9 protein-coding genes are annotated in these 14,815 nt (G+C 41.9%); 1 reads left to right on the top strand and 8 read right to left on the bottom strand.

From position 1 onward, the window contains the following. Positions 1–27: 27 nt before the first annotated feature. The 8 genes from comGD to pbp1b form a co-directional block, all read right to left on the bottom strand. Positions 28–456, bottom strand: a complete 429-nt coding sequence (gene comGD / locus LG375_RS07840; protein WP_014632541.1) for a competence type IV pilus minor pilin ComGD — start codon at positions 454–456, stop codon at positions 28–30. Then, positions 416–730 (bottom strand): competence type IV pilus major pilin ComGC, encoded by a 315-nt coding sequence (gene comGC, locus LG375_RS07835; protein WP_037611125.1) that lies wholly within the window; start codon positions 728–730, stop codon positions 416–418. The genes comGD and comGC overlap by 41 nt, the downstream gene beginning before the upstream one ends. Before the next feature lie 8 nt (positions 731–738). Then, on the bottom strand, positions 739–1,839 hold the full coding sequence (comGB, locus tag LG375_RS07830) for a competence type IV pilus assembly protein ComGB (protein WP_225745699.1): 1,101 nt from the start codon (positions 1,837–1,839) through the stop codon (positions 739–741). After that, positions 1,721–2,662 (bottom strand): competence type IV pilus ATPase ComGA, encoded by a 942-nt coding sequence (gene comGA, locus LG375_RS07825; protein WP_225745581.1) that lies wholly within the window; start codon positions 2,660–2,662, stop codon positions 1,721–1,723. Before comGA ends, comGB begins: the two co-directional genes overlap by 119 nt. Positions 2,663–2,741: 79 nt before the next feature. Continuing rightward, positions 2,742–3,104, bottom strand: a complete 363-nt coding sequence (locus LG375_RS07820; RefSeq protein ID WP_002887019.1) for a DUF1033 family protein — start codon at positions 3,102–3,104, stop codon at positions 2,742–2,744. Positions 3,105–3,266: 162 nt separating this feature from the next. After that, positions 3,267–6,905: a DNA-directed RNA polymerase subunit beta' gene (gene rpoC, locus LG375_RS07815; RefSeq protein ID WP_225745580.1), complete on the bottom strand. Its 3,639-nt coding sequence runs from the start codon at positions 6,903–6,905 to the stop codon at positions 3,267–3,269. Between the two features lie 100 nt (positions 6,906–7,005). Next, positions 7,006–10,587 carry a DNA-directed RNA polymerase subunit beta gene (gene rpoB, locus LG375_RS07810; RefSeq protein WP_080611678.1) on the bottom strand — a complete coding sequence of 1,194 codons (3,582 nt, stop codon included), beginning with the start codon at positions 10,585–10,587 and terminating at the stop codon, positions 7,006–7,008. Between the two features lie 359 nt (positions 10,588–10,946). After that, the gene (pbp1b, locus tag LG375_RS07805) at positions 10,947–13,370 is read right to left on the bottom strand and encodes a penicillin-binding protein PBP1B (RefSeq protein ID WP_070437472.1); all 2,424 of its coding nucleotides are present in this window, start codon (positions 13,368–13,370) and stop codon (positions 10,947–10,949) included. Between the two features lie 101 nt (positions 13,371–13,471). Here pbp1b and tyrS point away from each other — a divergent pair, with 101 nt between their 5' ends. Further along, positions 13,472–14,728 carry a tyrosine--tRNA ligase gene (gene tyrS, locus LG375_RS07800; RefSeq protein WP_003092098.1) on the top strand — a complete coding sequence of 419 codons (1,257 nt, stop codon included), beginning with the start codon at positions 13,472–13,474 and terminating at the stop codon, positions 14,726–14,728. Positions 14,729–14,815: the final 87 nt, after the last annotated feature.

Here is a 14,815-nt window from a genome sequence, read left to right as displayed (position 1 = left end):
ACCAAGCTTTCGATAAGAATATAGCCTCTAAGAGACCGTCTTTTTATATTTACCGCTGCCCATGTTAAGCTGATAGGTCACCACCTCCTTATCACTTGAAAAACGAATCTTTGTGAGGCTAGAGTTGCCTCCTTTGGCATCAAACACTAGCGTCTGCCCCTTATCCAGATGTATATTTTTTGGAATCACCAGACTTGATTTTCCGTTACTGATTTTATCCTTGGACAACTGCAATTCAACATTGGACCCTTCCGCCGCTGCCAAGCGCTGACTATCTCGGTATAGGTACTCAAAGCGCAGATAAAAAAGATTAGTCTCAACCTGCTGAAAAATACCTGTGACTGAGCCTGACAAACTCAGAGTGAGAAAGGCAACCACTGCTAGAGTCACCAGACTCTCCAACAAGGTAAAGGCTCTAATTGGCCACTGAGCGGCTTTCGCCACCATGTTTCGCATAGTAATCATTGTATGAATCTGCCTGTTTTTGCGTGATTTGACCTTCTGAAACAAGAGCGGCTAAGCTAGCTGTCTTGTTATTCTTCATTTCATAAAGTTCTGCTTGAGAATCCACGACCTTGACCACAGCCGCATTTCCAGTCTCTTTAACAGAATCCTTCTGCTTGCTCAAGTTAGGTACAAAGAGCAAAAGGAGAATACTGATAATGAGAAGCACGACCAGCATTTCAATCAGCGTAAAAGCACGTAATTTAACGGCATTCAATTTTTTCAACATCATTTTCATGACATCATTCCTTCCATATTTTGATACATTGGTAATAGCATAGCTGCATAGATCATTACAATCACGACAGCAACAATAACAAAAATGAGGGGTTGCACAAAGGTTGTTGCCTTATTAAGACGGTTGAAGAAAGTCTGCCAAACCTCTTCAGCATAGACTTCTAACTCATAGCCCAACCTAGCATTAGCCTCTCCATAAGCAATAATTAAGGATAGTTCCTTAGTGAAGAAAGGGTGACTAGCAATACGGTCAGGAAAACTCTGTCCTAGCATCAAGGCTTCTTCTAAATCAGCCCCCAGCTCACGAAAAAGCTTGGACTTTTGCTCTTTCATTAGAGCAACTAAGTCTAGCAAGTCAATACCTTGCCCTAAGAGATTTCCCCATTCCCTAGCATAATAGGCGGTCGTATATAGCCTGACAGTTTGGCCTATAAAAGGGATTTTTGTCATTCGTCGGTAAAAGACAAGGGCTGGCTGGCGTTTGACCCATAGATAGAGAATTAAGCTTAATACAAGAAGTCCGCACAAAGTCACAAAAAAGAGCTGGGGAAAAATCTGAACCAACTGTACAGCCCAATTCTCCTTACCATCCCCCTCTAACAGTTGAGGCAGAAGATAATTTTTGAGCCCCAACATAATCAGAATCAGGAAACCCAGAAGTAGAATAGGGTAGGTCGCTACCTCCATGAGTTTCTTACGAACCTTGGTCATGCGAAGCATATAGATTTCAATCTTGGTTAGACTTACTAGAAGATTACCGTGCTTATCAGCAAGGGCAATCTGAGTAACAATATTGTCCGAAAAGCCCACTGTTGCAAACATCTGGTCCAACCTATCGCCTCGCATTAAACTTGCTTTCATAAGAGACAAGGACGATTCTTTCAACAAGTGACTTCGCTCCAAAAAGGCTACGATTTCAGTCAAGGTAAACCCTGCCTTTAAAAGTTGTTTGAAAAGCTGGATAACCTTGAGTTGCTGATTAATCTTTAATTTTTTCCCCTTGGATATCCCCTTCAGTGAGATATCCTTGTTTAACCAAGCCTTCCAACTGCTGGTTCCAGCTGGTTGACGAGTGGCTTTGGAAATTTTCACTGGCAAAATCAATCACACCTCCTCCCTTAATCAGACGCATGTAGGCAATCCCTTGAAGGGCATTATCCAACTCAGACTTATCTACACCAAGGTCCAGAAGACGCTCATAAACACCTGACACACTCTTTGCGTGAATAGTTGAAAGAACAGTCATTCCCGTCAGACTAGCTCTAATAACCGCTCGAGCAGTCTCCTTATCTCGAATTTCTCCAATAATCAAAACATCCGGGCGGTGACGCAGTGATAGCTTAATCAAATTATCATAGGTCATGTCAATTGCTTGATTCACCTGAAGTTGCAAAACATTATCCTGTTTAATTTCCACAGGATCCTCAATCGAAATCACCTGCTGCCCCTTAAAACGCTCCTGAACCAACTCATGCATAAGCGTAGTCTTTCCAGAACCAACGGGACCTGCAAAGAGATATAAGCCACGATAATCCAAAGCATCCATAATAGGCTGGATTCCTTGATTCCAGTACACTAATTCTCGACGTTCGGAATGTAGAACACGAATAACTAAACTTTCTAAGCCACGATAATCCCCAACGGTAGACAAACGCAGAGAAACTCTTTGACCATCACCACAATCATAGTCACAGGAACCTAGTTGACTCCTACGCTTCTCACCCACCATCATTCCCGCCACAAATTTAAAGTGACCAATAAGACTAGCCATGAAATCAGGCCGATATACATCAATTAATCTCCTCTCCTGGCCAACTCGCATATAGAGCTCGTAATTATCCTGACGTGGAATGACATAGATGTCTTGAGCCCCACAACTATCAGCATTTTTGATCATTTCCTTAGCAAATTCTGTTACCATAAGGACCTCCTCATAGACCTATTCGTAAAAAGTTTAAGAAAATGAAAAAAAGCTCGATAATTTCGAGCTTCTGCATTATTTAACGTTTAATTTTACAGTGGGCATGATTTGGAAGGTCATTTCGCTTTTCATATCCCGGACGGTATTTTTCCTCAGGAATTTCCTGCCAATCATCCAAAAGAGCAATCGATTGATAGACCTGCAGGTATTCGTCACACTCCTCACACCAGTGCTTATCCTCTTGATCCCAAAAAGCAGTCATGACACTACTACGGCTGATATAACTTGGCAAGGTTTCTTCCATCGCAAACCAAAGTTTTTTATAGTACTTGAGGGCATCGTAAAAATTTTCAAATTCCTTAGTACTGATGATATCCTCTTGCCAGCCTTCTAGGAACCACCACGGTTCCAAATCCCCTTTCATTTCAACTACTTGGTACATTTTTCTTTCTCACTTCATCTTTGGTGTTCTTATTATACAAAATTTTCTGGAAAAGATAAAAAAAATGGTCTTATATTTTATATTTATCAAAAATAGAAGAGATTCTAGTCATATAAATACGAAAAGAACCCACAATTCATTGTGAGTTCTTTTGCTTTCGTTTTAGTCTTCAGATGATTCCACAATTGCTTCATCAACAGCAATATTTTCAATAACTTCAACTTCGTTAACTGAAAGTGGTTCAATGTTACGGTAACGGGCCATACCTGTACCAGCAGGGATAGTCTTACCAATGATAACATTTTCTTTAAGACCAAGGAGATGGTCTTTCTTACCACGGATAGCTGCATCTGTAAGGACACGTGTTGTTTCTTGGAAGGAAGCCGCTGACAAGAATGAATTTGTTTCAAGTGAGGCTTTCGTAATACCAAGAAGGACTGGACGAGATGTTGCAGGAACACCACCAGAGATAACAATATCCTTGTTAGCATCTGTGAAGTCAGAAATGTCCATAAGTGTACCTGGAAGGAGATCTGTATCACCTGGATCCATAACACGTACTTTACGAAGCATTTGACGAACCATTACTTCGACGTGTTTGTCACCGATTTCTACCCCTTGGCTACGGTAAACTTTTTGTACTTCTGCAAGAAGATAAGTTTCAACTGACAAGGTATCACGTACTTCAAGGAGACGTTTAGGTTGGATTGAACCTTCTGTCAAGGCCGCACCACGGTGTACTTCGTCACCCACTTCAACTTTCATACGAGCTGTAAATGGAACAACGTATTCACCCATTCCAGTCTTACCTTGAACGAAGACTTTCTTAGTACGTGTTGCAGCATCTTCTTCGATTTCAATAACAGTACCCTTAACTTCAGTGATAACCGCTTCCCCTTTAGGGTTACGTGCTTCAAAGATTTCCTGGATACGTGGAAGACCCTGTGTGATATCGGTGTTTGAGGCTACCCCACCGGTGTGGAAGGTACGCATAGTAAGCTGTGTACCAGGTTCCCCGATAGATTGAGCGGCGATAGTACCAACTGCTTCACCAACTTCAACCGCATCACCTGTTGCCAAGTTGATACCGTAACAGTGACGGCAGACACCGTGACGTGTGTTACATGTAAAGACTGAACGGATAGTTACTTCTTCAACACCAGCATTGACAATAGCAGCAGCCATGTCTTCAGTAATCAAAGTATCTGGACCTACGATTACTTCACCTGTTGTAGGATTCTTAACTGATTTCTTAGTGTAACGACCTTGAAGACGTTCTTCAAGTGTTTCCGTAACTTCTTTACCATCAGTAATCGCACGGATGAGAAGACCACGGTCTGTTCCACAGTCGTCTTCACGGATGATAACATCTTGGGCAACATCAACCAAACGACGAGTAAGGTAACCTGAGTCGGCTGTCTTAAGGGCCGTATCGGTCATACCTTTACGCGCACCGTGAGTAGAGAAGAACATTTCCAAAACGCTCAAACCTTCACGGAAGTTTGAAAGGATAGGCAATTCCATGATACGTCCGTTAGGAGCGGCCATCAAACCACGCATACCAGCAAGTTGAGAGAAGTTAGAGATGTTACCACGGGCTCCTGAGTCCATCATCATAACGATTGGGTTCTTAGGATCTTGTGTTTCAATCAGACGTTTTTCAAGTGCTTCTTTCGCTTCACGCCATGTTGTTGTAACAGCAACATAACGGTCATCATCTGTCATCAAACCACGACGGAAGGCCTTGTTAATTTCTTCAACACGGTGGTGAGCAGCATCGATAATTTCTTGTTTGTTATCGATAACTGGAATATCGGCGATACCCACTGTCAAACCAGCAAGTGTTGAGTGGTAGTAACCAAGGTCTTTCAAACGGTCAAGGAAGGCTGATGTTTCAGTCGTACGAAGACGTTTGAAGGTTTCAGCGATGATGTTACCAAGATTTTTCTTCTTGAATGGTGCATTAATTTCCAAACTATCAATAACTGTTTGGATATCTTGACCTGGTTCAAGGAAGTATTTATCTGGTGTACTATCTGTCAAGTTCTCATTTGTTGTTTCTTGAAGATATGGAATTTCTGCTGGGATGATTGAGTTAAAGAGAATCTTACCAACAGTTGTAACCAAAATCTTGTGAAGTTGGTTTTCTTTCCAAGGTTTATCAGGCATGCTGTCTACTGCAATACCTACACGGCTATGCAAGTGAACATAACCATTACGATAAGCCATAACTGCCTCATCAATATCCTTGAAGACCATACCTTCACCCTCACGGCCTTCTTCTTCCATAGTCAAGTAGTAGTTACCAAGAACCATATCCTGAGATGGCGTTACGACCGGTTTACCGTCTTTAGGGTTAAGGATATGTTCAGCCGCAAGAAGGAGCAAACGTGCTTCAGCTTGAGCTTCTTCAGACAATGGAACGTGGATGGCCATTTGGTCACCGTCAAAGTCGGCATTGTAGGCCTCACATACCAATGGGTGAAGACGAAGGGCCTTACCATCAATCAAGACAGGTTCAAAGGCCTGGATACCCAAACGGTGGAGGGTAGGTGCGCGGTTAAGAAGTACTGGGTGTTCCTTGATAACATCTTCAAGAATATCCCAAATACGTTCATCACCACGTTCAACCATACGTTTAGCGGCTTTCACGTTACCTGCGTATTCACGCGCAACGATTTCACGCATCACAAATGGTTTGAAAAGTTCGATGGCCATCAAACGTGGCACACCACATTGGTACATTTTAAGTGTTGGACCAACGGCGATAACGGAACGTCCAGAGAAGTCAACACGTTTACCAAGCAAGTTTTGACGGAAACGACCTTGTTTACCTTTAAGCATGTGGCTCAAAGATTTAAGTGGACGACTACCTGGTCCAGTAATTGGACGACCACGACGTCCATTATCGATAAGGGCATCTACCGCTTCTTGCAACATACGTTTTTCGTTTTGCACGATGATACCTGGAGCATTCAATTCAAGCAAACGAGCCAAACGGTTGTTACGGTTGATAACACGACGATAAAGATCGTTCAAGTCTGATGCCGCAAAACGTCCACCATCCAATTGAACCATTGGACGAAGGTCTGGTGGCAATACTGGCAAAATGTTAAGAACCATCCATTCTGGTTTGTTACCAGACTTATAGAAGGCATCAAGAACGTCCAAACGACGAACAGCCTTAACACGTTTTTGACCAGTTGCTGTCTTCAACTCTTCTTTGAGTTCAGCAATTTCAGCTTCCAAATCCACTTGTTTCAAGAGATCTTGGATAGCTTCTGCACCCATTTTAGCGACAAATGAACCATGTCCATACTCTTGCAATTTTTCACGATATTCACGTTCTGTCAAGAGAGATTTTGGTTCAAGTGGTGTTTCCTTTGGATCAATAACCACATAAGCTGCGAAGTAAATAACTTCTTCAAGCGCACGAGGACTCATGTCCAAAGTCAATCCCATACGAGAAGGGATTCCCTTGAAGTACCAGATGTGTGATACTGGTGCTTTCAACTCGATGTGACCCATACGTTCACGACGAACCTTAGCACGTGTTACTTCAACACCACAGCGGTCACAAACGATACCTTTATAACGGATACGTTTGTATTTCCCACACGCACATTCCCAGTCTTTGGTAGGACCAAAAATCACTTTGTCGAAGAGACCTTCGCGTTCTGGTTTGAGCGTACGGTAGTTGATTGTTTCAGGTTTCTTAACTTCACCATAAGACCATGAACGGACCTTAGTTGGTGAAGCTAGTGTGATTTGCATACTTTTAAATCGATTTACGTCAACCACTAGTATTACCTTTCTTTTGTTCTATTGACAATAGCAGCGCTATTCTCACCTTTATCAGCTACCTTAGCAGAGAGAGTGAACTCCCTCTCTAAAGCTTATTTTATTCTGTTTTATCTGAAGCTTCTTCTTTAGCTTTTTCTAATTCAGCAGCTTCTTTGGCTTGTTGTATACGTGCTTTTTCAAGATCATCAACGTGCATGACATCATCGTCTTCACCTTCATCAAGATCACGTAATTCAACTTCGTAGTCATCCTCATCAAGGACACGCATATCAAGACCAAGTGATTGCAATTCTTTAACAAGTACTCGGAATGATTCTGGTACACCTGGTTTTGGAATTGGTTTACCTTTAGTGATAGCTTCATAGGCTTTCAAACGTCCGTTAACGTCATCTGACTTGTAAGTCAAGATTTCTTGAAGGATATTTGATGCACCATAAGCTTCAAGGGCCCAAACCTCCATCTCACCGAAACGTTGTCCACCAAATTGTGCTTTACCACCAAGAGGTTGTTGGGTAACAAGTGAGTAAGGACCTACTGAACGAGCGTGAAGTTTATCATCAACCATGTGGTGAAGTTTGATCATGTACATGACACCAACTGACACACGGTTATCAAATGGTTCACCTGTACGTCCATCGTAAAGGATTGTCTTAGCATCACTATCCATACCTGCTTCACGAACAGTATCCCAAAGGTCTTCTGAGCTTGCTCCATCAAAGACTGGTGTTGCGATGTGGATACCCAAGTTACGTGCAGCCATACCAAGGTGAAGTTCCATAACCTGACCGATGTTCATACGTGATGGCACCCCAAGTGGGTTCAACATGATATCAACTGGTGTACCGTCTGGAAGGTAAGGCATGTCTTCAACCGGAACAATACGAGAAACAACCCCTTTGTTACCGTGACGACCGGCCATCTTATCTCCGACCTTGATCTTACGTTTTTGAGCGATGTAAACACGAACAAGCATGTTAACACCTGATTGCAATTCGTCACCGTTTGCACGTGTGAAGATTTTAACATCACGAACGACACCATCACCACCGTGAGGTACACGGAGTGATGTATCACGTACTTCACGAGATTTATCACCAAAGATAGCGTGGAGAAGACGTTCTTCAGCAGAAAGGTCTTTTTCACCCTTAGGTGTTACCTTACCAACAAGAATGTCACCTTCTTTAACCTCAGCACCGATACGGATAATACCCATTTCGTCAAGGTCTTTGAGGGCTTCTTCACCAACGTTTGGCAATTCACGTGTGATTTCTTCAGGCCCAAGCTTTGTATCGCGTGTTTCTGATTCGAATTCTTCCAAGTGAACAGATGTATAAACGTCATCTTTCACAAGACGCTCACTCATGATAACGGCATCCTCGAAGTTGTAACCTTCCCATGTCATGTATGCGACGATAGGGTTTTGACCTAGGGCCATTTCTCCACCTTCCATAGATGGACCATCAGCGATAAAGTCACCTTTTTCAACAATATCGCCAACCTTAACCAAAGTACGTTGGTTATAGGCAGTACCTGAGTTTGAACGACGGAATTTTTGAATAGTATAAACATCAAGAGAACCATCTTCACGACGAACTTCAACTTTATCAGCATCAGAGTAGACAACTTTACCATCGTGTTGGGCGATAACTGCAGCTCCTGAATCGTGGGCAGCTTGATATTCCATACCAGTACCAACATAAGGTGCTTTAGGATCAATCAAAGGCACAGCCTGACGTTGCATGTTGGCACCCATGAGGGCACGGTTAGAGTCATCGTTTTCCAAGAAAGGAATACATGCTGTCGCAACGGCAACTACCTGTTTAGGAGAAACATCCACAAAATCTACAAGGTGTGATGGGTACTCTTGGTTATTACCTTGGTGACGACCCATAACGATTTCTTCTGCAAATGTTCCATCTTCGTTCAATTTAGAGTTAGCCTGAGCAACTGTGTACTCATCTTCTTCATCAGCAGTCAACCAAACCACTTCGTTGGTTACTTTACCAGTTGCACGGTCAACCTTACGATATGGTGTTTGAATGAAACCGTACTTGTTAAGGTGTCCATATGAAGACAAGTTATTGATCAAACCGATGTTAGGTCCTTCAGGTGTTTCAATTGGACACATACGACCGTAGTGCGTGTAGTGCACGTCACGAACTTCATATCCGGCACGGTCACGTGTCAAACCACCAGGTCCCAAGGCTGACAAACGACGTTTGTGTGACAACTCTGACAATGGGTTGTGTTGGTCCATGAACTGTGACAACTGTGAAGAACCGAAGAATTCTTTAACAGCAGCAGTTACAGGGCGAATATTGATGATTTGTTGTGGTGTCAAGACTTCGTTATCTTGAACTGACATACGCTCACGTACGTTACGTTCCATACGAGCCAAACCAATACGGAATTGGTTAGCAAGCAATTCACCAACGGCACGGATACGACGGTTACCAAGGTGGTCGATATCGTCTACTTTACCGATACCTTCAGCAAGGTTGAGGAAGTAACTCATTTCAGCCAAGATATCCGCTGTTGTCAAAGCACGAACTTTGTCATCTGGGTTGGCATTACCAACAATTGTAACCACACGATCTGGATCATTTGGTGCAACAACCTTGAATTTTTGAAGAACAACAGGTTCTGTAACCACCGCATAATCGTTTGGTGTGTATACAAATTTGTTCAAATCACCATCCAAGTATTCTGCGATTGAATCAATCACATCACGTGTCATTTCAGTACCAGCTTCAACAAGGATTTCACCTGTTTCAGGATCTACCAAGTTTTCAGCAATTGTTTGTCCCAAAAGACGTGTCTTGATGTTAAGTTTTTTATTGACTTTGTAACGACCAACAGCAGCCAAGTCATAACGACGTGGATCAAAGAAACGAGCTACAAGCAAGCTACGTGAGCTGTCGGCAGTTTTTGGTTCACCTGGACGAAGACGTTCATAAATTTCTTTAAGCGCTTCATCAGTACGTGAATCTGCTGGGTTTTTGTGGATATCTTTTTCAATGGTATTACGAACCAACTCGCTATCACCAAAGATATCAACAATTTCGTCATCACCTGAGAATCCAAGCGCACGCACAAGCGTTGTGAATGGAATCTTACGTGTACGGTCGATACGAGTGTAGGCAATGTCTTTTGAATCTGTTTCAAGCTCAAGCCATGCCCCACGGTTAGGGATAACTGTTGATCCATAACCCACTTTACCGTTTTTATCAACCTTATCGTTAAAGTAAACACCAGGTGAGCGCACCAACTGAGAAACGATAATACGTTCACCACCATTGATGATGAAAGTACCCATCTCAGTCATAATAGGGAAATCTCCGAAGAAGACTTCCTGAGTTTTGATTTCACCAGTTTCTTTGTTAATAAGACGGAAAGTCACAAAGATAGGTGCTGAGTATGATGCATCGTGGATACGAGCTTCTTCAAGTGTATACTTAGGCTCTTTCAATTCGTAACCAACGAATTCCAATTCCATAGTGTCTGTGAAGTTTGAGATAGGAAGTACATCCTCAAAAACCTCTTTAAGACCAGTATCCAAGAATTCTTTGAATGAATCCGTTTGGATTTCAATCAAGTTTGGTAAATCAAGAACTTCTTTGATTCTTGAAAAACTACGACGGGTACGATGTTTCCCGTATTGAACGTCATGTCCTGCCAAGTCTTCTACTCCTTTTCTACATTCGAGACCTGCTTTGCAAGTCGTGCACTTTAAATATTTGTCTTCTGCCTTGTTCAGTCGCTTGTCCCATTAACAAGTGATTAAACACTAACATCCACTTATCTGATCAAGGATAAGCAAAACTCTTAGTATTTGAATTTTTAGAACCTTTAAATATGAGTTACAACACTTGAAAATCCTAAAAATAAGCACAAAAATAGCAGCTAAATCTGACCGAAAAAACGTTGATTTAACTGCTGTATCTCTTGATTGGACAATATTTCAACCAAGTAAGACGACAAATAGTTGTCTATATTATACCTAATTTTTTGCTTTTTTGCAAGTTTTCTTGGGAATTCCTAATGCCCTCCAAGAATGCTAGACCAGGCTTTTTGATAGTCACTGTCAGTTCCACCAATAGCAAATTTGTAGGTTGTATCTCCAGGCCCATTTTTAGCCCAATAAGTATCGACCATTTCACCACTTACAGAAACATTACGACCATTGACAGACACTGTTGCTGGTTTAAGGCCTGTTGATTTGAGCACACTTGCCTTAATAGCACTTGAATCGATATTAAACTTATCTCCCGTTTTAAAAATACCTGGATTGGCATTGTAGATGGCGGAAGTTAAACGAGCCATATATTGCGCATTGTAGGTGTAACCCGTTTTAGAATTGGTTGGTGTATTATTGTCATAACCAGCCCAACCACCAAGAGTAATACCAGGCGTTGAGACGATCAACCAAGCATCTGCAAAGTTATCTGTCGTTCCTGTTTTACCCATCCAGTCAGCTGAGGCTGCTGCACCATTGACATTTTTCAATTCAGAATGAAATTGAGTTGTCGCTCCCTTAACCACAACTTCCTTGAGCAGGTTATCCATGATGCTAGCCGTAGCTCTTGAAAAGACTTGAACCCCTTCAGATTTATGCTGATAGATAACTTCGCCAGTCCGGTCAGTAATACTATCAATCATATGACCCTTCTCATAGACGCCACCATTTGAAAGCATCTGATAGGCATTTACTTGCTGGGCAACCGTGGTTTCAATTCCCCCGCCAAGAGGTAAACTCTCGATATTGTAGTTAGCAATCTTATAACCCATCTTGGTCATGTAACCCTCAACGTCAACATCATGACGTTGAAGCATTTGATATGTCCAAAAGGCTGGAATATTCCACGAGGTATTGAGTGCCTCTTGTAGGTTCATCATAGCTGTACCCTTATCACCATCATGGAGAATAGGCGTTCCACCCGTAAAATTAGTTGGGTAGTTAGAAAGGATACTTGAGCTACCCATTAAACCTTGATCAATAGCAATTCCATAAGCAATAATAGGCTTAATAGATGAGCCTGGGGAGCGTGCCGTATCAAAAGCATGATTATTTTGATTATTTTCGTAACTACGACCACCAACAAATCCTAGAATTGCTCCAGTCGCATTATCCATGAGCACATTTCCGACTTCAACTCCACTATTTCCACCTTGGTCGAGGAGGCCACCATATTGACTCGCAGCATCTTGCATCGCATTATAAACTGCATTATCAATAGTTGTCTTAACGCTGTAGCCACCGGTTTGTAGCTCTTGTAGGGCCCTCTCACGATAGCTTTCCTTGGTCTTATCATTTTTCAAATCTTGACTCGATACCTTGTCACGTTTAACTAGATAATCATACATGACATCCTGAGCCTCAGACATGACAGAATAGTACAAATAGTCATGACTTACGGCATCAGACTTCTCACCAGCCTTGAAATCTTTAGTGATATCATAATCCTTATAGCTTTCATACTGCGACTTATCTAGATAGCCACCGCGATAAAGATTGTAGAGTACATCTTGCTGACGTGCTAAGCCATAAGAAAGATCCTCTGCATTTTTTAATTGACCGTCAGCTGTATAAGGTGAGTAGACAATCGGGCTCTGTGGCAAACCTGCCAGATAAGCCGCCTGAGGAACTGTCAAATCCGCTGCAGATACCCCAAAAATACCTTGAGCAGCCTCCTCAATACCAGCAATATTTTTCCCCTTGTTGTTACGTCCAAAAGGAGAAACATTCAGATAATCGGTTAAAATTTCATTTTTAGAAGCGCGACGCTCCAATTGTAAGGCATAGATAATCTCTGCTGCCTTACGTTTAAAGGTTGGCGCATCGCCTGTTACCTGTTGCTTGATTAACTGCTGCGTTAGCGTCGAACCACCACTTGAAGAGCCAACCCCCAAAACTGATGACACCAAAGCCCTAAAAACTGCCTTTGGTACAACACCCTTATGCTTTTTAAAATTTTCATCCTCAGTCGCAATGATGGCATTTTTGACATTGTTAGAAATCGCATCACTCTCAATAGGTGTTCTCAGCAAGTCAGTATCAATATCCGCAATCTTCTTGGAATCGGAATATCTCATCGAAGATACCAAACTAACCTCACTAATCTGATTCAACAAGGTTTTGTCCTTAATCGACGGAACAGACTCAATTTGACTCCCCAGATAACCCAAACCAATTCCTGCACCGAATAAGGTAAGAACGATAATAACCACATAAAAGAAATCAGACAAGAGCTTTAAAGTTTTTAAGAAAACATCACCCATGTCTAAGAGTGTCATCCCATCCTCAGGCGACTTCCGTGCTTGCTTACGATTCCACTTAGATCCAGTCGTAGCTTTCCTTTCTTTAAAAGATTTATCTCCTCTTTTAGACCTAGAACTAGCAAACTTTGTACGAATAGTCTGCCCTAGTCGCCTAAAATAATTTATTATTTTTTCAAAATTCATAGAAATACCTCAAAGCCTATTATAACAAACTTTGACAAAGCTTGCATAGGGTTGCTTTCTTTTGGTATAATGGTTCAGAATATACTTTACTGGAGAATATCATGACAATTTTTGAAGAACTAAAAGCACGTGGCTTGATTTTTCAAACCACTGATGAAGAAGCCCTTGTAAAAGCCTTTGAAGAGGGACCAGTCTCATACTACACTGGTTATGACCCAACAGCAGACAGTCTCCACCTTGGACACCTTGTCGCTATCCTTACAAGTCGCCGACTTCAATTGGCTGGACACAAACCTTACGCCCTCGTTGGTGGTGCAACAGGTTTGATTGGTGACCCATCATTTAAAGATGCTGAACGTAGCCTGCAAACCAAAGAAACTGTTGAAGGTTGGGTTGAAAAAATCCAAGGACAACTCTCTCGTTTCCTTGATTTTGAAAATGGTGACAACAAGGCCGTTATGGTCAACAACTATGACTGGTTTGGTTCAGTCAGCTTCATTGATTTCTTACGTGACGTAGGTAAATACTTCACAGTTAACTACATGATGAGTAAGGAATCTGTTAAGAAACGTATCGAAACAGGTATCTCTTACACTGAGTTTGCCTACCAAATCATGCAAGGTTACGATTTCTATGAACTCAACGATAAGTACGGCGTAACCCTCCAAATTGGTGGTTCTGACCAATGGGGTAACATGACAGCAGGTACTGAGCTCTTGCGTCGTAAAGCAGATAAATCTGGACACGTCATCACTGTACCACTTATCACAGATTCAACTGGTAAAAAATTCGGTAAATCAGAAGGTAACGCTGTCTGGCTTGATGCTACTAAAACAACCCCTTACGAAATGTACCAATTCTGGCTCAACGTCATGGATGATGACGCCGTTCGCTTCTTGAAGATTTTCACTTTCTTGTCACTTGAAGAGATCGAAGAGATCGGTAAAGAATTTGACCAAGCTCGTCATCAACGTTTGGCACAAAAGGTTTTGGCTCGTGAAGTTGTTACTTTGGTCCACGGTAAAGAAGCTTACGAACAAGCTGTTCACATCACTGAACAACTCTTCGCTGGTAACCTTAAAGCTCTCTCAGCACGAGACCTTAAAGTTGCCCTTAACGGTGTCCCAACTTATGAAATTTCTGCAGATGAAAATCTGAACATCGTTGAACTTCTCGTCAATGCAAAAATTTCACCATCTAAACGTCAAGCACGTGAAGATGTCCAAAACGGCGCTATCTACATCAACGGTGAACGTGTACAAGACTTGGATTACACTCTCTCAGACACAGATAAAATTGATAATGAAATTACTGTTATCCGTCGTGGTAAGAAGAAAAACTTTGTCTTGACTTACTAATTTATAGCTATTCTCACTCCTTAATGGAGTGAGTTTTTTTGTTGCACTATATTTTACAATTTATCTACCAAAAAAGAGCAGTAGGAT

It is taken from the genome of Streptococcus sp. Marseille-Q3604 (assembly GCF_916619785.1).
Classification (GTDB): Bacteria; Bacillota; Bacilli; order Lactobacillales; family Streptococcaceae; genus Streptococcus.
Note: the sequence above shows the minus strand (reverse complement) of the source record. Positions and strands in the feature narration are given on the sequence as shown.